Origin of the sequence: Kribbella sp. NPDC048928 (assembly GCF_043197975.1) — a bacterium.
Classification (GTDB): Bacteria; Actinomycetota; Actinomycetes; order Propionibacteriales; family Kribbellaceae; genus Kribbella.
Genome location: NZ_JBICUC010000003.1, coordinates 831,237 through 849,535, shown reverse-complemented (window position 1 = coordinate 849,535; position 18,299 = coordinate 831,237). Strand labels below are relative to the sequence as shown.

Sequence of the window (18,299 nt, the reverse complement as noted above, 5' to 3'; positions counted from 1 at the left end):
GGAGGAAGGCGGCTCATGACCGCTGAGCTCGACGAAGAGCCGACAGGTCCGGTCAACCCCTTACGGGATCCGCAGGATCGGCGACTGCCGAGGATCGCCGGGCCGTGCGGCCTGGTGATCTTCGGGGTCACCGGCGACCTGGCCCGGAAGAAACTGATGCCGGCGGTCTACGATCTGGCGAACCGGGGGCTGCTGCCCCCGGGCTTCGCCCTGGTCGGGTTCGCCCGCCGGGACTACACCAACCAGGACTTCGCGCAGATCGTGCACGACTCGGTGAAGGAGCACGCGCGGACGCCGTTCCGCGAGGAGGTCTGGCAGCAGCTTGCCGAGGGCTTCCGGTTCGTACCGGGCGATCTCACCGACGACGAGGCGTTCGAGCGGCTGCGGGCGACCGTTGACGAGCTCGACGTCACCCGTGGTACGGGTGGCAACCACGCGTTCTACCTGTCGATCCCGCCGGGGCTGTTCCCGGAGGTGGTCCGGCAGCTGTCCGAGCACGGGCTGACCGACGAGAAGCCGGGCTCCTGGCGGCGGGTGGTGATCGAGAAGCCGTTCGGTCACGACCTGAAGAGCGCCCGCGAGCTGAACCACGTGGTCGAGTCGGTCTTCCCGCCGGAGGCGGTCTTCCGGATCGACCACTACCTGGGCAAGGAGACGGTCCAGAACATCCTCGCGCTGCGGTTCGCGAACGCGATGTTCGAACCGATCTGGAACAGCAACTACGTCGACCACGTCCAGATCACGATGGCCGAGGACATCGGCATCGGCGGCCGCGCCGGGTACTACGACGGCATCGGCGCCGCCCGGGACGTGATCCAGAACCACCTGCTCCAACTGCTCGCGCTGGTCGCGATGGAGGAGCCGGTCAGCTTCGACGCCTGGTCGTTGCGCCAGGAGAAGAAGAAGGTGCTGAACGCCGTCCAGCTGCCGGAGCGGCTGGACCTGCACACCGCCCGCGGTCAGTACGCGGCCGGCTGGGCCGGTGGCACGAAGGTGAAGGGCTACCTGCAGGAGGACGGCATCCCCGCGTCGTCCGCGACCGAGACGTTCGCGGCGTTGCGGGTCGACGTCGACACCCGGCGCTGGGCGGGCGTCCCGTTCTACCTGCGCACCGGTAAGCGGCTCGGCCGCCGTGTCACCGAGGTCGCGGTGATGTTCAAGCGCGCGCCGCACCTGCCGTTCACCAAGACGGAGACCGAGGAGCTCGGCCAGAACGCGCTGGTCCTGCGGATCCAGCCCGACGAGGGCATCACCATCCGGTTCGGCGCCAAGGTGCCCGGGACGACGATGGAGATCCGCGACGTGAACATGGACTTCCAGTACGGCGGTTCGTTCACGGAGTCCTCCCCGGAGGCGTACGAGCGGCTGATCCTCGACGTACTACTCGGTGATCCGCCGCTGTTCCCGCAGCACACCGAGGTGGAGCTGGGCTGGAAGATCCTCGACCCGGTGCTCGACTACTGGGCCCGGCACGGCAAGCCGGAGCAGTACGAGTCCGGCGACTGGGGCCCGGACTCGGCGCACGAGATGCTCGCCCGCGACGGACGTGCCTGGAGGCGGCCATGATCATCGACCTGACCGACACCACGTCGAGCGAGATCGCGTCGGCGCTGCTGAAGGCCCGCCGGAACGCCGGCTCGCCCGCGATGGGCATGGTCGGCACGATCGTGGTGGTCGTCGACGAGTCGTCCCACCACGACGCGATGAAGGCCGCGAACGAGGCCGGCCGGGAGCACCCGTCCCGGGTCCTGGTCGCCATCCTGCGGCCCGGCAAGGGCGCGCCCGGGCTGGACGCCGAGGTGCGTGTCGGCGAAGGCATTCCGGGCGAGGCGGTGCTGCTGCGGCTGCACGGCCCGCTGGCGAAGGTGCCCGAGTCCGTGATCACGCCGCTGCTGCTGCCGGACTCCCCCGTGATCGTGTGGTGGCCGGGTGGCGGGCCGCGCGTTCCGGCCGAGGACCCGCTGGGCAAGCTCGGCCGGCGCCGGGTGACCGACGCCGCGGCAACCCGGCGCGCGTCGATCGACTACTCGGCACGGGCCGAGGGGTACGCGCCCGGCGACACCGACTTCGCGTGGACGCGGTTGACGCCGTGGCGCGCGTTGATGGCGGCCGCCCTGGACCAGTACCCGACGAAGGTGACCGGGGCCGAGGTCGCGGCGGCGCGGGGTAACCCGAGCGCGGATCTGATGGCGGCGTGGCTGCAGTCCCGGCTGAAGGTGCCGGTGGAGCAGCGGAACACGCGCGGTCCGGGCGTGACCGCCGTACGGCTGTTCACGCCGTCGGGACCGATCGCGCTGACGCGGCCGGACGGCGCGGTCGCGACGTTCAGCGTGCCGGGTCAGCCGGATCGTCCGGTGGCGCTGAAGCGGCGGACGACGTCCGAACTGCTGAGCGAGGAGCTGCGGCGGCTCGACCCGGACGACGTGTACGCGAAGACGCTCGCGTGCATGGTCGAGCGGGACGCGATGCCGGACGACGCCAAGACCGTTGGCGCGACGGCTCGCAAGTCGACCGCCGCGAAGGTGACGGCGGCCGGCAAGAAGGTCGCCCAGCAGGCCGCCGGTCCCAAGAAGTCCGCAGCTGCTGCGAAGGCGACTGCTGCAAAGAAGGCCTCCGCCAAGAAGACCACGGCGAAGAAGTCTGCTGCGAAGAAATCCGCGGCGAAGAAGCCCTCGGTGAAGAAGGCGGCGGTGCGGCGATGACGACGGTCGATCCGGAGTTGCTGATTCACTCCGACGCCTCGGATCTCGCGTTCTCGGCCGCGTCCCGGTTGATCACGGCGATCGCCGACGCCCAGAGCACCGGGGGGATCGCGCAGGTCGTCCTCACCGGCGGCCGGGTGGCGTCGGCGGTGTACGGGGCGGTCGCGGAGTCGCCGGCGCGGGTCGAGGTCGACTGGCAGCGGGTCGAGTTCTGGTGGGGTGACGAGCGGTTCCTGCCGTCCGGCGACCCCGAGCGGAACGAGACCCAGGCGCGCGACGCGATGTTGTCCGCGCTCGACGTCGACCCGGCGCGGGTGCATCCGATGGCGGCCGACACCGGGCAGGGCGCGGAGGCGGCGGCAGCTGCGTACGCGGCCGAGCTCGAGGCGGCCGGTTCGCCGACGTTCGACGTACTGATGCTCGGCGTCGGTCCCGACGGGCATGTGGCCTCGCTGTTCCCGGGCTACCCGCAGCTCGCGGTGACGGATGCGGCCGCGGTCGCCGTCCACGACTCGCCGAAGCCGCCCCCGACCCGGCTGACGCTGACCTTGCCGACGCTCGCCCGGGCCCGTGAGATCTGGTTCGTGGTCTCCGGCGAGGACAAGGCCGACGCGGTCGCGAAGGCGCTGGCCGAGGACGACATCCCCGCAGCCCGCCCCAAGGGCGAGAACCGCACTCTCTGGCTCCTGGACGAGGCCTCCGCCTCCAAGGTGTCGTAGCTTCACCCGGGCTGACGGTTCGGTCTCCGGCGAACGGTCGGGGTGCCAGACTCGGGGTATGACGACGTTCCGCGAGTTGCACTCCGACCGCTTCGTGATGCCGAACGCCTGGGACGCCGGGAGCGCGGTGATCCTTGCCGCAGCAGGGTTTCCGGCGATCGCGACCACCAGCGCGGGCATTGCGTTCTCGCTGGCGAAGGGCGATCACACGCTGCCGGACGGCGCGCCGGCGGTGTCCCGGGAGGAGATGTTCGCGCGGGTCCGGGAGATCACGGCGGCCAGTGACGTACCGGTGAACGGCGATCTCGAGGACGGGTACGGCTCCGCGCCGGAGCGGGTCGCGGAGACGATCACGCTGTCCCGCGAGGCCGGGCTCGCGGGCGGGAACATCGAGGACTTCGACGGACGGGACCTGTACGACGCCGAGCTCGCCGTGGAGCGGATCGTCGCGGCGCGGGAGGCGGCCGGGTCCGGCTTCGTACTGACGGCGCGCACCGACGGGCAACTGCTCCGGACGCCGACGGCGCTGGCCGACTCGATCGAGCGCGCGAACCGCTTCCGCGCGGCCGGGGCGGACTGCCTGTACGTCCCTGGGGTGAACGACCTTGCGACGATCCGCACGCTCGTCGAGGAGATCGACGGGCCGCTGAACGTGGTGATCGGCCTCGGTACGTCGACGCTCACCGTGCCCGCCCTGCAGGACGTCGGTGTGACCCGGATCAGCCTCGGCGGCAGCATCGCGCGGGCCGCGCTCGGCTTCATCCGCCGCAGCGCCGAGGAACTCGCCACCCGAGGCACGATGACATTCGCCGAAGGCCAGATCCCACAGGCTGACCTGAACCAACTCTTCGCCCGATCATCCAAGGGAGACCACTAACCGCCATGCCATCTCAGGGGTTCACCCTTGAGATGGCCTGTTTGCCGTGTGTATGCCGGGTGCGAAGGGGCCATCTGAGAGGTTAACCGGCTCTCCTGCTGCTTCCATGGGTTGAGGGCGCACCGTGCCGAATGCGTCAGCTACGGCCGGAAACATCCCGCGCACATCTCCCCCACCGACCCAGATCCCGATCGCCAGCGCGGCGGTTGCCTCCAGCAACTTCGCCCGTACGAGACCGCCGGCCAGCACCGGCACGCATCCCAAGTCCCGTACCAGCTCGGACGCCACCGGCACCGCGACCGGGTCGCCGCAGAGTGGGACACCCAGCCCGCGTGGCGGGTTTCGCCAGACTGTGTCGGCCGCCAGGTTGAACGCCTTGACCACGCTCACCCCAGGACCAGCCGCCACGCTCACAGCCTCCGCGACTGAGTCCTGCGTCAGCGTGAAATCCCGATGATCCAGCGCGTTGGTGCAGTCGATCAGGATCCGCGCATCCGGCACCACACCGGCAACCGCCACTGCGACCTCCGCCGGCACCGCCAGCAGCACAACCTCGCCGTACGCCGCGGCCTCCTCCAACGACCCTGCGACCGCTCCGACCCGCTCAGCCACCTCGGCGGCGCGCTCCGCGGTACGACCGCCGATCATCACGTCGTGCCCTGCCTTGACCCATTGCCCGGCGAGCGCCTCGGCCATCAGACCGTTGCCCAGTGTTCCTATTTTCATGGCTTCGACGGTAGTCAGGTCGATGCGCACCTCCAGGTGCCCAACGGGCGACGCACAATGGACCGGTGGAGCCGCGATTCTTCTCAGACTGCCAGGCGCGGGTCGCCGCCGACCTGATCAGCGGCCGCTGGCCGATGGTCGTCCTGTACTCATTGGCGGGTGGTGCCGCGCGACCCGGCGAGCTCCGCCGTCAGATCGGCGGCATCAGCCAGAAGGTCCTGACCGAGACGCTGCGCCGCCTCGAACACAACGGCCTCGTCGAGCGCCACCGGTACGCGGAGGCACCACCACGCGTCGAGTACTCCCTGACGACCGCAGGCAAGGACCTCCTGGTCCCGATCCGCGCCCTCGGCGACTGGGCCGACGTCTACGCCAACCAACTCCCCACCGACAACGGACCCACACCACTCACCAACCCACGCGATGGGCAACCAGCCACACGCAACTGAGCGCGCGACCACCCGCCCGGCGTGACTTGGTGAGTGCCACAGGTCCACACCCACCAGCAGACGCGCCGTTGCAGACCCTGGCGCGTTGAGCGAGGCCACCCGCCAGCCGGTTAAGCCTTGTAAACGCCCGGCATTGGTCCGCCTCGCCTCGCAGGGCCTGGCGCTGCGCCTGGTGGAGCGATGCCTGGTGTGGCTGGCTCCCCGTGAGTGGTACCGGTGTCTTGGTGTTCGTCGGCGGTTGTTGCGCCGAGGAGGCGGCGGGTCAGGGCGTCGCGGGACGACAACAGGTCGGCGACCGCGGCCCGTAGATGATCCGCGCCCGGCGCCTGAGCCGCCTCGGCCGCCAGCAGCACGGTCCGCCGTACGAGCTCCTTCATGAACGACGCCGTCGTACCCTCCGTCTGCTCGACGACCTCGTCGACCAGTTCGTCGGACAGCTCCAGCCCAGGCCCGTACAGCCGCAGCAGCCGCGCCCGCCCGTCGTTGTCCGGCAGCGGCACCTCGACCGCCATGTCCACCCGCCCCGGCCGCTGCATCAGAGCGGGCTCCAGCAGGTCCGCCCGGTTCGTCGTCAGCAGGAACGCGACGTCGGCGTCCTGCGCCAGCCCGTCCATCTCGTTCAGCACCTGGAACAGCAGCGGATTCTCTGCGCCCAGCGAGAAGTCGCGCGCCTCCGCAACGAGATCACAGTCCTCGAGAACCACAAGTGCCGGCTGCAGCATCCGCGCCAGCGCACATGCCTGCGAGATGAAGTGAATGCTCGTACCGGCGAGCAGCACGACCGTGAAGTCCGGCAACTGGGACAGCAGGTACCGAATGGTGTGCGTCTTCCCCGTCCCCGGCGGCCCGTAGAGCAGAACACCACGCCGCAGGTGCTGGCCCGCCGCGAGCAGGGTCTCGCGGTGCGCGGCGATCCCGACAACCTCCCGCTCGACCCGCTCGAGAACGCCCTCAGGCAGTACGACGTCCGCACGCGCCAGCCCCGGCCGCGGATGCAACCGGAACGGTCCCACCCCCTGCCCGAACTCGTGCCCCTCGAACGACACCACCTTCCGGCGGAACACGTTGTGCTCCCGGATCAGCTCCGGCAGCGCGCTCAGGAACCGATCGCCCGCCTCCTTCGCCACCGCGAGGATCTCCAGATCGACGCTCGACCGCCCGTACTGCGGATTCGCCGCCCGCAGCAGCGCGACGTACGGATCCGCGCCCCGCATCCCGAGATAGAACCCGAAGGCGACGCAGTCCATCTCCTCGTCGACGTCGACCTGCAGCCGCTGGTAGTCGACCGCCCCGATCCCGAACCGGGCGTACTCCGCCACCTCCAGCAGCTCCCCCAGCGAGTGGTGGCTCCGGTTCGAGCCCGCGAGCCCGAGCACCTCGTACGAGTCGAACCACGCCTCGATCGCGCGCTGCACGTTCGGCAGGTCGTACGCCGGGTACGACGACGCGACCACCGGCACCTGCTCGGGCTCCACGCCCAGATGGTCGCGGAGCCGCTCCCGCAGACTCTCCCGCTCGGGCCGGGATCCACCGCTGCGCTGCATCCGCTCCAGGAAGCGCGTGAACAGCTGCGCGAACTCGTCGACCTCGCTGTCGTCCGGCATACCGTAAACCTTACGTAATGGCCGGATTCCGGCCTATCCGGAGGAGCCTCCGTAAGGCTGGTTAAGATTCAACCATGACAGCTTCCGAATCCACCGACCGGCCGTACGCGGCGTTCCCCGCGCGGATCGGTCTGCAGGTTCAGCCCCAGCACGCCCAGTACGCCGACATCCGGCGGACCGTCGCCGCCGCCGAGGAGATCGGCGTCGACGTGATCTTCAACTGGGACCACTTCTACCCGCTCAGCGGTGAGCCCGAGGGTCTGCACTTCGAGTGCTGGACCATGCTGGCGGCCTGGGCCGAGGCGACCGAGCGGGTCGAGTTCGGCGCCCTGGTCACCTGCAACTCGTACCGCAACCCCGAACTGCTCGCCGACATGGCGCGCACGGTCGACCACATCAGCGACGGCCGGCTGATCTTCGGCATCGGCTCCGGCTGGTTCCAGAAGGACTACGACGAGTACGGCTACGACTTCGGTACGGCAGGCGGCCGGCTGGACGCGCTGGCCGAGGCGCTGCCGCGGATCGAGCAGCGCTGGACCAAGCTCAACCCGAAGCCGACCCGGGACATCCCGGTGCTGATCGGCGGCGGCGGCGAGAAGAAGACGCTAAAGCTCGTCGCCAAGCACGCGAACATCTGGCACGGGTTCGGCGACGCGGAGACGCTCGCCCACAAGCACTCCGTACTGGACGAGCACTGCAAGACCCTCGGCCGCGACCCGGGCGAGATCGAGCGCTCCGCGGGCGTCGGCGACAAGTCGCCCGAGGACATCGGCAAGGCCCTGCTGGACGTCGGCACCCGGCTGTTCACGGTGTCGTCCTCCGGCCCTGACTACGACCTGGGCCTGCTCCGCGAATGGGTCTCCTGGCGCGACGAGGTCAACGCCAAGTAACTCCCCCACCCCTCGCTTGCGTCCGAAGATCCGAGGCCCAGAGGCCACCGTTCTTCGGACGCAGCGTGGGTGGATAGGATTTCCGGCATGTCTACGTTGCCTCAGGACGGTTCGGTGCGGCCTATCACCCGGTGGGGTGCGGACGTGATGCATCGGGTCAATCAGCCTGTCACCGACTTCGGGGACGAGCTCCAGACGCTGGTCGCCGACATGGTCGCGACGATGAACGCGGCCGAGGGCGTCGGCCTGGCCGCGAACCAGGTCGGGGTCGACCTGCAGCTGTTCGTGTTCGACTGTCCTGACAAAGAGGGAAAGCACGTCCAGGGCGTGGTCTGCAACCCGACGCTGGAACTGCCCGAGGGCAAGGACCGCAACCTCGACGAGGGCGACGAGGGCTGCCTGTCGCTGCCCGGCGCCTTCACCAAGTGCGCCCGGCCCGACTACGCGAAGGTCGTCGGCGTCGACCAGCACAACAAGCCGGTCAGCTACGAGGGCAACGGCCTGCTGGCCCGCTGCCTGCAGCACGAGACCGACCACACCCAGGGCATGGTCTTCGGCGATCGACTGTCCCGCAAGTACCGCAAGCGGCTGTTCGCCGAGGCCGAGGAGTTCGCTCCGGACTACCCGGGCGAGTGGCCGGTCGTCCCGATGATCGACCATGACCCCGACCACGACGAGGACCACGAGGACACCCCCGCGACCTGAGCTACCAGCGAGCCTTCTCCAGGTCGATCGCCGCGGCTGTCTCGGCCGGGGTCTGGTCGGTGGTGTCGATCCAGAGACCGCGGCGCGGGATCTTGTCCAGGTCGACCTGGAGGGCGCGGACGGCGTCGGCGAGCGAGCCGCCCGGTTCCTGCCAGTCGCGGTACGAGTTGCCGCCGCCGCGCCCGAGCTCGCGGGCCACGATCGACTCCACCGACGGCACAAGCACGACGAGGTACGTCTCGACGCCCCGCAGCCGCGCGAACCAGCGCTCGACATCCGCGGCCAGGATGATGTCGCTGCACACGAAGTCGAACCCGGCATCGGCGTAGTGCTGTGCGACCAGCGCGCTCGCCTCGTACCGCAACTCCAACTGCCGCAACGCCTCAGCCGACGGCTCCGGCGTCATCACCTCAGCCCCCGCAACCACCCCGCGATAGAACACGTCCCCATCAAGCGTCGCCGCCGGCGGCCCCATCCGCGCGGCCAGCAACGGCGCGATCGTGGACTTGCCGGCTGCTTGCATTCCGGTGACCAGGACGACCTTTGGCATGCCGCCATCAGATCATCGCCGTCCAGCGAGTTACGGGCGAGTGGTGTAGAAGGCGACTGCTGCTGAGGAGGCTACGTTCAGGGAGTCGACGGCGCCGGACATCGGGATGCGGACGGTGAGGTCGGTCTCGCGGAGGACGTTCGGTTTGAGGCCGTGGCCTTCGGTGCCGAAGATCAGGGCCAGCTTCTCGTCCTTGCGGGCCGCGAGTTCGTCGAGGGTGATCGAGTCGTCGGCGAGCGCCATCGCGGCGGCGACGTACCCGTGGTCCTGGAGCAGCTTCAGGTCGCCCGGCCAGCTCTGCAGGCGCGTCCACGGGACCTGGAAGACGGTGCCCATCGACACCTTGATCGACCGTCGGTACAGCGGATCCGCGCAGGTCGGCGTGATCAGGACGAGCCCGACACCGAGCGCGGCCGCGGCCCGGAACCCGGCACCGACGTTGGTGTGGTCAACGATGTCGTCGAAGATCGCGATTCGCCGTACGTCCGGGGTCAGCAGCTCCGGCAGCGGTACGGCAGGCTGCCGCTTGTACGACGCCAGAGCGCCACGGTGCACGTGGAACCCGGTGACCTGCTCGGCCAGCTCCTCGGAGACGACATACACGGGCTTGTCCGGCCACTTCTCCAGGACGTCCTGCAACGAGTCGAGCCAGCGCGGCGCGAGCAGGAACGACCGCGGCTCGTACCCGGCGTCGGCCGCCCGCCGGATCACCTTGTCGCCCTCCGCGATGAACAGCCCGTGCTCCTCCTCGAGCAACCGCCGCAGACTGACCTCCCGCAGCCGCACGTAATCAGCAAGCCGCGCATCCGAGGCGTCGTCGACGGCAACCAGAGTCACGCCGGCCACGCCCCGGCCGCGAGCTGTCCGGCTACTTCCACCACGTTGCCGATGACAATGATCGCGGGGGCGCCGACTCCTTCGGCCTGCATCGCGCCGGCGATCCCGGCAAGGTCGGACGTCACCATCCGCTGCCCGGGAAGGGTGCCGTCGGCAATCGCCGCCGCGGGCGTGTCCGCGGGCCGGCCGCGCTCGATCAGCCGGGTCGCGATCGCGGGCAGGTTCTCGACCGCCATCAGAAGCACCAGCGTCCCGCGCAGTTGCGCCAGGGCATCCCAGTTCACCAGGGAGTCCGGATGCGACGGCGGGATATGCCCGGACACCACCGTGAACTCGTGCGTCACCCCACGATGCGTGACCGGGATCCCCGACACCGCCGGCACCGAGATCGAGCTCGTGATCCCAGGCACCACGGTCCACGGCACCCCGGCCGCGGCGCACGCCAGCGCCTCCTCGAACCCGCGGCCGAAGACGTACGGATCGCCACCCTTCAGCCGTACGACGACCTTCCCCTGCTGCCCGCGTTCGACGAGGATCCGGTTGATCTCCTCCTGCTGCGCCGCCCGCCCGCGGGGCAGCTTCGCCGCGTCGTACAGCTCGACGTCGGGATGCAACTCGTCCAGCAACTGCTGCGGCGCGAGCCGGTCCGCGACCACCACATCGGCCTCGGCCAGCAGCCGCCGGCCGCGGACCGTGATCAGATCCGGATCGCCCGGTCCCCCGCCGACGAGGTACACCCCCGGCTGCCGATCGACCTCTCGTGCCGCCAGTTCGCCGGTCCGCAGACCCTCGAGGATCGAGTCCCGTACGGCAGCCGACCGCCGGTGATCGCCCCCACCGAGGACACCGATCGTCACGTTGTCGTGCTGCCCGGACGCCGGCGTCCATGCGGTCGCGCGGGACCGGTCGTCGGACCGTACGCAGAAGATCCGCCGTTCCTCCGCCTCCGCGGACACCTGGTCGTTGACCGCGGCGTCATCGGTAGCCACGACGACGTACCAGGCACCGTCCAGGTCACCCTCGACGTACCCGCGCTTGATCCAGGTCAGCGATTCGTTGCCGAGCAGGCCCTCGATCGTCGGCGTGACCGACGGCGAGATCAGGTCGATCCGCGCGCCGGACTCGAGCAGCCGCGGCAGCCGCCGTTGCGCGACCCCGCCACCGCCGACGACCACCACGCGGCGGCCGTCGAGCACGAGGCCGGACAGGTACTGATGCGTCACGAACTGATCCCCGCGTCCTCGAACGTGGCCATCTCGGCGAGCGCCCGGGCCGCGCAGGTCAGGATCGGGTAGGCGAGCACCGCGCCGGTGCCCTCACCGAGTCGCAGGTCCAGGTCGACGAGCGGCTGCAGGCCGAGCTGTTTGAGCGCGACCGCATGCCCCGGCTCGGCCGACCGGTGACCGGCGACGCAGTAGTCGATGACGGCCGGGTGGAACGCCTGTGCGACGAGCGCCGCCGCGCCCGCGATCACGCCGTCGAGGACGACCGGTACCTTGTTCGCCGCGGCGCCGAGGATGTAGCCGGCGAGTGCGGCGTGCTCCAGGCCGCCGTACGCCTGCAGGGCCTTGAGCGGCTCGGTCGCCGGTACTTCGTGCAGCGCGAGCGCCTCTCGTACGACGGAGGTCTTGTGGGCGAGCGCCGCGTCGTCGATCCCGGTGCCGCGTCCTGTGACCGCGTCGGCCGTGGCGCCCGTGAACGTGGCAATGAGGGCGGCGGAGGCGGTGGTGTTGGCGATGCCCATGTCACCGGTGAGCAGGCAGCGGTACCCGTCCTGCACCAGCTTGTCCGCGAGGTCGAAGCCGACCGCGAGCGCCTTGAGCGCCTCGTCTTCCGTCAGCGCAGCGGTTTGCGAGAGGTCGCAGGTGCCGGGGCGGACCTTGGCATGCACGATGTCGAGCTGCTCGACCGGGGTCGCGACGCCGACGTCTACCACCCGTACGTCGACGCCGTTGTTCTTGGCGAAGGCGTTCACGGCGGCACCGTGCGCGGCGAAGTTCGCCAGCATGGCGGCGGTCACCTCCTGCGGCCACGGCGAGACGTTCTGCGCGTGGACGCCGTGGTCGGCGGCGAAGACCGTGACGACCGCGGGCCCCGGTACCGCGGGGGCGCCGGTCATGCCGGCGAGCTTCACCGACAGTTCCTCGAGGACGCCGAGCGAGCCGGCCGGCTTGGTCAGCCGTGCCTGCCGCTCCGCGGCCGCCCGCATCGCCGCCTGATCAGCGGCAACGATCCGCTCCAGGTACTCCTCCACCAGATCCTCCGCTCGCCGATGCCGGCTCCAGCCGTACTTTCCCGTAGTTCTCCCCGTACTTTCACCGATCTTCGCATCCCGGACCGGATGCCCCCGGACGGACCGCCCGCCGTGGACAGTAATGTCGGGATCACCACACGTCGCTCGATGCTGGAGGTTCACAGATGTCGCTCGATCGTCCCGTCGCACCGGACCCGTACAAGCTGCTCCCCGAGGTCGGCTCGTTCACCGTCACCAGCACCGACGTCGCCGACGGCGAACCGCTCTCCGACGACCACGCGTTCGCCGGCGGCAACACGTCGCCGCAGCTCAGCTGGTCCGGGTTCCCGGCGGAGACCAAGGCCTTCGTCGTGACCTGCTTCGACCCCGACGCCCCGATCGTCTCCGGCTTCTGGCACTGGGTGCTCGTCAACCTCCCGGCCACCGTGACCGACCTCGAGACCGGGGCCGGCACCACGGAACGCCTCGACAACGGCGCCTTCCACGTCCGCAACGACTTCGGCACCAAGTCCTTCGGCGGCGCCGCCCCACCCGCGGGCGACCAGGTCCACCGCTACTACTTCGCCGTCCACGCCATCGACGTAGAAGCCCTCGACGTGGACGCCGACGCAACCCCCGCCGTAGTCAGCTTCAACCTCGCCTTCCACACCCTCGCCCGAGCCCTAATCACCCCCACCTACCAGGTCCCGGAGTAGCGCGGTCAGAGGGCGGCGGTGTAGACCCAGTGGCCGGCCTCGCGGGTGAAGGTGCTGTTTTCCTGTTGTACGCCGGGGCGGCCGTTGCGGGTGTAATGGGCGCGGAACTCGACGGTGCCTTCGGTGTGGAACGGACTGCCGCCGGTCGTGCCGACGATCTCCAGACCGGTCCACTCCTGCCCCGGAGTGAAGTCGATCGCCGCCGGCCGAGTCGCCAACGCCCACGTACGTCGCAGGTACGCCGCATCGTGCATGACGAACGCGGTGTACCTGGAACGCATCAACTCCTCCGCGGTTGCAGCCGACACCGTGGCGCGGTGCAGCCGGCCGCAACACGCGTCGTACGACAGACCAAGACCACAAGGACAGGCAGAAGGAGCTGGCATGCGGCCCAGTTAACCGCATCCGTCAGAAGTCGGCCTGGGCGGTGATCTTGTCGTAGGAGCCCTTCTTCAGCGGCTTCTGTACGTCAGACATGTTGAAGCATTCGATGTCCTCGGACTGATGCGGCTGCAGCTCGCTGCTGCTGGTGCACTGGAAGTTCGCGACCAAGTTGTTGCCCTTGAGGAACCGGACCGTGAAGAACGCCGTGCTCGGCTCGTCGGAGACGTTGCTGAGCTTGCCGATCAGCTTGGTCCCGACGTACTCCTCGGTCTTGAGCTTCCAGCCGCCCTCGAGCTTGTGCTTGCCGACCGTGAACCCGACGCCGAGCGTGACCGGGCACGGGTCGTTCCGCGAGCCCTCGCAGGCCGTGTTCGCGGGCGCCTGAGATGCCGCAGGCGCCTTGGTGGCCGGCTTGGCGTTGGCAGACGGCTTGGTGCTCGCCGGAGCCTTCGCGGAGGGGGCGGACGCAGCCGGTGCCGATGGCTTCGTGTCAGTCGTCGACGCCGCGTTGTTGCTGCCACCGCCGCCACCGGCGATCCCGATCACGACAAACAGCGCGATCACGCTGCCGGTCACGATCACCCAGACCCGCTTGAAGAACGGCTTCTTCGGCGGCTTGGCTGCACCCGGCTGATACCCGTGCTGTTGCCACCCCTGCTGCGGTCCGCCTGGTCCGCCGCCCGGGTACTGCGGCTGCTGGACGTCCTGCGGATACTGCTGAGACATGGGTCGTTCCCCCCTAGAAGTGATGGTGCGGGTGACTCGGTCCCTCCCCGGACCGATCCACTCGGCCCCCCTATCGCTTCAGGAACACGGAGCGTTACTTTTTCGGCATAACAAGTCGGTTACTGCACTGAGAGTCGTGGATTCCTGGTCGGGAGCGAGGCGACCTCTACTTCCAGGGCGGTGTGTTGTGCCGGGGTGAGGGGCTTGGCGAGGACGACCGTGACGTGGCCCGACTTCCGGCCCCAGGCGCCGACTAGGTCGCCGTCGATCAGGAGGCCGTGGGGGTGGAACCAGTCGGCGGTGGGGATGAGTTGGCGGAGGCCGGGGGCTATGAAGCGGGCGTCTCGGTCGCGGCCGAAGAGGCGTAGGTCGGACGACACGAGCAACCGCACTCCGCGGGGTGGGGGTGCGGTGTGCAGGTTGTGCTCGGCAGTCTGTAGTACCCAGGCCGGTACGCCGTCGAAGTCGACCTCGACCAGCTCGGACGCGAGCTGGTCCCACACCGCGCGGGCGTCGGCGGGCGAGAGGCCGGACCACCACGCGTACGTCTTCGGTGTGGTGGGTCCGAAGTACTCGATGTGGCGGCGGCAGAGCTCCAGACGAGCCTCGTGTACGTCGAGAGCGGGCCGCGGGACCTCCCGGGCGTAGAGCGAGGTCGTGTCCCACCGCACCGCGATCCGGCCAGTCGCACAAGCCGCCCGCAGCCCCTCAACCCCAGCACCCCGGACCCCACCACCACCGCCGTCACCACCGCCGCTGCTGCCGGCCGCGTTGCGGCTTTGGCGGTCGGCGAGGGTTTTGCATACGCGGTCTGCTAGTGCGTTGATCCGTCGCACGGCTGTCGGATCGAGCGGCAGCCGGCCGAGCGTGAATACGCCGAAGTCGCGGGCGGGCAGTACGTACACCGCGGCTCGCGGGCTGTACGTCTGGAGTAGCGCGGGATGCTCCCAGTCGCCCGGCGTACATCCAGCCATCCGCGCGTGCAGCCCGAGCAGCGCGTCCCGCGGGCCGGTGTCCTGCAAGCCGGCGTACGCCGCCTGCTCGTAGGACCCGGTCGGCAGCCGATCGACGAGGTTGTTGACCCGCAAGCGGTAGGCGATGGCCTGTTCCCGCGTCACAATCCGCATGGACCGAACGTACGCAGAAATCACGTCACCCGATGACCTGATTGGGAGGCCGGATGCTGTCCACCACACGAGTCGATCTGGAGCCGTTCGAGCTGGAACGGGACCTGGCGGCGCTGCACGCGATGTTCTCGGACCCGGACTGGGCGCGGGGCGGCAACATGTCGCCGACTGTCTCGGAAGCCGCAACGCGAGAGCGATTGGGGCAGGAGTTCGGGGACAACGGTGGCTGGACGTGGCATCGGTTGGTACCTGCGCCGTACGTCGTGGGGCAGCGGGCTGATGAGCGAGGTCGCGCGGGCGGCTGATCCGACGACGTTCGGGATCTCGCCGGTGCTGTACGTCCAGGACCTCGAGGGCACGGTCCGGCTGCTGTGCTCGCTGCTCGGTATGCAGGTTCGGTTCCAGCTCGGCGATCTGGCGCACCTCGGTTGCACGATCTGGAACGGCCAGGGTGGTCTCGAGGTAAAACGCACACCGGGGCCCGTCGCGCCCGCGACGATCAGCGTCGACGTGGGAGTACTGGTTGATCCGCTGTGCGAGGCTGCGCTCGCTGCCGGACTGAGTGAGTCGACGGCGCCGGAGGACATGCCGTGGGTGCGCCGTACGTTCACGCTGGTTCTGCCGGACGGGCACCGGTTGGCTGTGTCGGGTCCGGTCAGGGTTTGAGGTCGTAGTTGTAGACCATGATCGCGCCGACCGCGAGTGCGAGGAAGGCGATCATCATGCCGATCGCGGCGGCGGGCTTGCCGCGGCGGGGGGTTGCGAGGGTGAGGATCGCGAGGGCCAGGGCTGGTACGGCGAAGGGAAACGCGAGGTACTGGCGGACCGGGAAGCGGTCGATCAGGTTCGAGAACGGCAGGAACGGCGCGACCAGGCCGGCGATCGCGAGCAACAACGCGAGCACGCCCGTCGCGGCCGAGCCCTTCGGCCGCTGAGGCGCGACGGGCTGGACGGGAACCGGCGGCTGCGCATGCTCCGGCCAAAGGTGCTGCGGATAACCACCTGCAGGCGCCTGCGAATAACCCGAAGCGGGATGCGGCGGGTAGCCGGGCGCCGGGGGTTGGGGATATGCGGCGCTTTGCGGGTGGGGCGGGGATTGGGGGTAGCCCGGGTTGTTGGGGTCGGGCGGGTTCGTCATGGGGGCTCCACACTCGGGGCCAGGCGCGGGGGCGTCTGGTGGGAAGGGCGTCTTCTGCGCTGACGCACCGGCACCTACCCCGGTTCCCGCTATTCCTCACGCAATGGGAACGCCCGGATGATCACCGCGGTCGGCGTCCCCGAGTCCGCCGCCGGCTCCGAGTCCACGAAGTCGCGGAGGACCCGATGCAGCCGGGCGCGGAGCTCGGCCAGATCGCCGTCGGCCAGCATCACGACCTCGCTGAACGCGAAGTCTTCGTCGCCGGAGGTCTTCGCGGCCAGCCAGCTCGCGTACGCGGTGTCCTCGAGCTCGCGGTTCAGCGTCGCCTGCTCGGCGACCACCCGCCGCCACGGCTTCACCCGGCCGGCCGCGCCGCGCACCGGCTCGATGACCCCGAGCGCCTCCAGCCGGCGCAGGTGGAACGAGCACGAACCCGTACTCTCCCCCAACTCCCGCGCCGCGATGGTCGACGTCGTCGTGCCGTCCCGGTCGATCAGCGTCAGCAGCGCCTCGCGGAGCGGGTGTGCGCGTACGACGTCGCGGCGGTTCGGCGTACTGCGCTCGGCGTTCATGCACGCATCCTAGTCGCTTTGCAAAGCCTATAGTTTGCATAGTACGTTCTTTGTATGCCGACGTATGTTCAAGGCCGTCTGAGTCGCCGCCTGCCCGAGGTGCTGGACGAGGTGCGCCGGGGCAAGCCGTTGCGGATCACGGAGTACGGCGAGGAGATCCTGCACCGCCCGTGCCGAGCCGTCACCGAGTTCGGGGCGGCGCGCTGGGGACGGCTGATCGACGACATGTTCACGACGATGTGGATCGCCGAGGGCTGTGGTCTCGCGGCGAACCAGGTCGACGTGGACGCGCAACTGTTCGTCTACGACCTCACCGACGAGCACGGCGACCGCCACGTCGGCCATGCGTTCAACCCGCGGGTCGAGGCGAGCGTCGCACTCCTCGGTACGCAACCGGGCAGCGAGGGCTGCCTCTCCGTCCCCGGCGCGAACGCCGAGCTCGCCCGCCCGGCCCGCGCCGTCCTGCATGCGTACGACCTCGACGGCCACCCGTTCACGGTCGAGTCGTCGGGGTACTTCGCCCGCTGCCTCGTCCACGAAACCCAGCATCTGGCCGGCACCGTCTACGTCGACCACCTCTCCCCCGCATCACGCACCGACGCCCTCAACGACTCCGCCGACGAGCGCCCGTCGGTGTTCGCCCGGCGTACCTCCCGCGGAAATCTGCTCGCCGACGCCCACTGAAGGCGTTAGCGTCGCCGGTGTGGAGGATCCGAAGGAGGTCGTTCGGCGCGGGTACAACGTGCTCTCGCGCCGGTACGACGCCGCGACCGGCGCCGACTCGAAGTACGGGCCGTGGATCGACGAGCTGATCGCCCGGCTAACACCCGGCAGTCGTGTGCTCGACGTGGGCTGCGGCAGCGGGGTGCCCATGGCGCGCGTGTTGAGCGCCGCAGGACATCACGTCACCGGCGTGGACCTCAGCGACGTCCAGATCGCCCGTGCCCGCGAACTCGTCCCAGAGGCCGAATTCGTCAACGCCGACGCGATGTCACTCGACTTCGCACCCGGGTCCTTCGACGCGGTCGTCTCGCTCTACGCGCTGATCCATCTGCCCCTGGACGAGCAGCCGCAACTGCTCGCGCGCATCGCGACCTGGCTACGTCCCGGCGGGTGCTTCGTCTGTACGACAGGCCACCGGGCCTGGACCGGCACCGAGGACAACTGGCTCGAGGGCGGCGCGACGATGTGGTGGAGCCACAGCAACGTCGAGACGTACCGCAGCTGGCTCGCCGAGGCCGGCCTGACGATCGACACCGAATCCTTCGTCCCCGAAGGATCCGGCGGCCACGCACTGTTCTGGACACACTGCGAGGGCTGACGGCGGGGAGCCTGGTGGACTCC

General features: G+C 69.6%; 23 protein-coding genes. 12 read left to right on the top strand and 11 right to left on the bottom strand.

Annotated elements, in window-relative coordinates; all coding sequences use genetic code 11:
* The first annotated feature begins 15 nt into the window (after window positions 1-15).
* From zwf to ACGFI6_RS17470, 4 genes are read left to right on the top strand one after another with little or no spacing between them, the layout of a single operon-like run.
* Entirely contained in the window at window positions 16-1,566 is a 1,551-nt protein-coding gene (zwf, locus tag ACGFI6_RS17485; RefSeq protein WP_393119581.1) for a glucose-6-phosphate dehydrogenase, read from the top strand.
* Window positions 1,563-2,702, top strand: a complete 1,140-nt coding sequence (locus tag ACGFI6_RS17480; protein WP_393119579.1) for a glucose-6-phosphate dehydrogenase assembly protein OpcA — start codon at window positions 1,563-1,565, stop codon at window positions 2,700-2,702. The genes zwf and ACGFI6_RS17480 overlap by 4 nt, the downstream gene beginning before the upstream one ends.
* On the top strand, window positions 2,699-3,421 hold the full coding sequence (gene pgl, locus ACGFI6_RS17475; RefSeq protein WP_393119577.1) for a 6-phosphogluconolactonase: 723 nt from the start codon (window positions 2,699-2,701) through the stop codon (window positions 3,419-3,421). The genes ACGFI6_RS17480 and pgl overlap by 4 nt, the downstream gene beginning before the upstream one ends.
* 58 nt (window positions 3,422-3,479) lie before the next feature.
* The gene (locus tag ACGFI6_RS17470; RefSeq protein ID WP_393119575.1) at window positions 3,480-4,298 is read left to right on the top strand and encodes an isocitrate lyase/phosphoenolpyruvate mutase family protein; all 819 of its coding nucleotides are present in this window, start codon (window positions 3,480-3,482) and stop codon (window positions 4,296-4,298) included.
* Between the two features lie 21 nt (window positions 4,299-4,319).
* Here the strand turns inward: ACGFI6_RS17470 and ACGFI6_RS17465 are convergent, their stop codons facing one another.
* Window positions 4,320-5,024: an NADPH-dependent F420 reductase gene (locus tag ACGFI6_RS17465; protein ID WP_393119573.1), complete on the bottom strand. Its 705-nt coding sequence runs from the start codon at window positions 5,022-5,024 to the stop codon at window positions 4,320-4,322.
* A gap of 65 nt (window positions 5,025-5,089) precedes the next feature.
* Between ACGFI6_RS17465 and ACGFI6_RS17460 the strand changes: the two genes are divergently transcribed.
* On the top strand, window positions 5,090-5,473 hold the full coding sequence (locus ACGFI6_RS17460) for a winged helix-turn-helix transcriptional regulator (protein WP_393119571.1): 384 nt from the start codon (window positions 5,090-5,092) through the stop codon (window positions 5,471-5,473).
* A gap of 110 nt (window positions 5,474-5,583) precedes the next feature.
* On the opposite strand, the gene ACGFI6_RS17455 is transcribed toward ACGFI6_RS17460, so the two are convergent.
* Entirely contained in the window at window positions 5,584-7,077 is a 1,494-nt protein-coding gene (locus tag ACGFI6_RS17455; protein ID WP_393119569.1) for an AAA family ATPase, read from the bottom strand.
* A gap of 74 nt (window positions 7,078-7,151) precedes the next feature.
* On the opposite strand from ACGFI6_RS17455, the gene ACGFI6_RS17450 reads away from it, so the two are divergent.
* Both ACGFI6_RS17450 and def (ACGFI6_RS17445) read left to right on the top strand, forming a co-directional pair.
* Window positions 7,152-7,967, top strand: coding sequence for an LLM class F420-dependent oxidoreductase (locus ACGFI6_RS17450; RefSeq protein ID WP_393119567.1), 816 nt, complete (start codon window positions 7,152-7,154; stop codon window positions 7,965-7,967).
* Window positions 7,968-8,054: 87 nt separating this feature from the next.
* The gene (def, locus tag ACGFI6_RS17445; RefSeq protein WP_393119565.1) at window positions 8,055-8,672 is read left to right on the top strand and encodes a peptide deformylase; all 618 of its coding nucleotides are present in this window, start codon (window positions 8,055-8,057) and stop codon (window positions 8,670-8,672) included.
* A gap of 1 nt (window position 8,673) precedes the next feature.
* Here the strand turns inward: def (ACGFI6_RS17445) and ACGFI6_RS17440 are convergent, their stop codons facing one another.
* Genes ACGFI6_RS17440 through cobT form a run of 4 tightly spaced genes read right to left on the bottom strand, consistent with a single transcriptional unit; the run spans window position 8,674 to window position 12,313 of the window.
* Complete coding sequence (locus ACGFI6_RS17440) at window positions 8,674-9,222, bottom strand: AAA family ATPase (protein WP_393119563.1); 549 nt, start codon at window positions 9,220-9,222, stop codon at window positions 8,674-8,676.
* Window positions 9,223-9,252: 30 nt separating this feature from the next.
* Window positions 9,253-10,059 (bottom strand): TrmH family RNA methyltransferase, encoded by an 807-nt coding sequence (locus ACGFI6_RS17435; RefSeq protein WP_393119561.1) that lies wholly within the window; start codon window positions 10,057-10,059, stop codon window positions 9,253-9,255.
* Entirely contained in the window at window positions 10,056-11,282 is a 1,227-nt protein-coding gene (gene cobA / locus ACGFI6_RS17430) for a uroporphyrinogen-III C-methyltransferase (protein WP_393119559.1), read from the bottom strand. The genes ACGFI6_RS17435 and cobA overlap by 4 nt, the downstream gene beginning before the upstream one ends.
* A complete protein-coding gene (cobT, locus tag ACGFI6_RS17425) occupies window positions 11,279-12,313 on the bottom strand; it encodes a nicotinate-nucleotide--dimethylbenzimidazole phosphoribosyltransferase (protein WP_393119557.1) in 1,035 nt (344 codons plus the stop codon). Before cobT ends, cobA begins: the two co-directional genes overlap by 4 nt.
* A gap of 164 nt (window positions 12,314-12,477) precedes the next feature.
* Here cobT and ACGFI6_RS17420 point away from each other — a divergent pair, with 164 nt between their 5' ends.
* Window positions 12,478-13,008 carry a YbhB/YbcL family Raf kinase inhibitor-like protein gene (locus tag ACGFI6_RS17420; RefSeq protein WP_393119555.1) on the top strand — a complete coding sequence of 177 codons (531 nt, stop codon included), beginning with the start codon at window positions 12,478-12,480 and terminating at the stop codon, window positions 13,006-13,008.
* Between the two features lie 5 nt (window positions 13,009-13,013).
* On the opposite strand, the gene ACGFI6_RS17415 is transcribed toward ACGFI6_RS17420, so the two are convergent.
* The 3 genes from ACGFI6_RS17415 to ACGFI6_RS17405 all read right to left on the bottom strand — a co-directional run bounded on the left by ACGFI6_RS17415 (window position 13,014) and on the right by ACGFI6_RS17405 (window position 15,245).
* The gene (locus ACGFI6_RS17415; protein WP_393119553.1) at window positions 13,014-13,394 is read right to left on the bottom strand and encodes a YchJ family protein; all 381 of its coding nucleotides are present in this window, start codon (window positions 13,392-13,394) and stop codon (window positions 13,014-13,016) included.
* A 22-nt stretch (window positions 13,395-13,416) separates the two neighbouring features.
* The gene (locus ACGFI6_RS17410; protein WP_393119551.1) at window positions 13,417-14,118 is read right to left on the bottom strand and encodes a hypothetical protein; all 702 of its coding nucleotides are present in this window, start codon (window positions 14,116-14,118) and stop codon (window positions 13,417-13,419) included.
* Window positions 14,119-14,237: 119 nt separating this feature from the next.
* Window positions 14,238-15,245 (bottom strand): DNA glycosylase AlkZ-like family protein, encoded by a 1,008-nt coding sequence (locus ACGFI6_RS17405; protein WP_393119549.1) that lies wholly within the window; start codon window positions 15,243-15,245, stop codon window positions 14,238-14,240.
* A gap of 53 nt (window positions 15,246-15,298) precedes the next feature.
* Here ACGFI6_RS17405 and ACGFI6_RS17400 point away from each other — a divergent pair, with 53 nt between their 5' ends.
* Window positions 15,299-15,550 (top strand): hypothetical protein, encoded by a 252-nt coding sequence (locus ACGFI6_RS17400; protein ID WP_393119547.1) that lies wholly within the window; start codon window positions 15,299-15,301, stop codon window positions 15,548-15,550.
* The gene (locus ACGFI6_RS17395; RefSeq protein WP_393119545.1) at window positions 15,525-15,911 is read left to right on the top strand and encodes a hypothetical protein; all 387 of its coding nucleotides are present in this window, start codon (window positions 15,525-15,527) and stop codon (window positions 15,909-15,911) included. Before ACGFI6_RS17400 ends, ACGFI6_RS17395 begins: the two co-directional genes overlap by 26 nt.
* Here the strand turns inward: ACGFI6_RS17395 and ACGFI6_RS17390 are convergent.
* Together ACGFI6_RS17390 and ACGFI6_RS17385 are read right to left on the bottom strand one after the other, a co-directional pair.
* Entirely contained in the window at window positions 15,901-16,383 is a 483-nt protein-coding gene (locus tag ACGFI6_RS17390) for a hypothetical protein (RefSeq protein ID WP_393119543.1), read from the bottom strand. The genes ACGFI6_RS17395 and ACGFI6_RS17390 overlap by 11 nt on opposite strands.
* An 89-nt stretch (window positions 16,384-16,472) precedes the next feature.
* Complete coding sequence (locus ACGFI6_RS17385; RefSeq protein ID WP_393119541.1) at window positions 16,473-16,955, bottom strand: winged helix-turn-helix transcriptional regulator; 483 nt, start codon at window positions 16,953-16,955, stop codon at window positions 16,473-16,475.
* A 54-nt stretch (window positions 16,956-17,009) separates the two neighbouring features.
* On the opposite strand from ACGFI6_RS17385, the gene def (ACGFI6_RS17380) reads away from it, so the two are divergent.
* Window positions 17,010-17,639, top strand: a complete 630-nt coding sequence (gene def / locus ACGFI6_RS17380; protein WP_393119539.1) for a peptide deformylase — start codon at window positions 17,010-17,012, stop codon at window positions 17,637-17,639.
* A 19-nt stretch (window positions 17,640-17,658) separates the two neighbouring features.
* Window positions 17,659-18,276: a class I SAM-dependent methyltransferase gene (locus tag ACGFI6_RS17375; protein WP_393119537.1), complete on the top strand. Its 618-nt coding sequence runs from the start codon at window positions 17,659-17,661 to the stop codon at window positions 18,274-18,276.
* Window positions 18,277-18,299 lie beyond the last annotated feature (23 nt).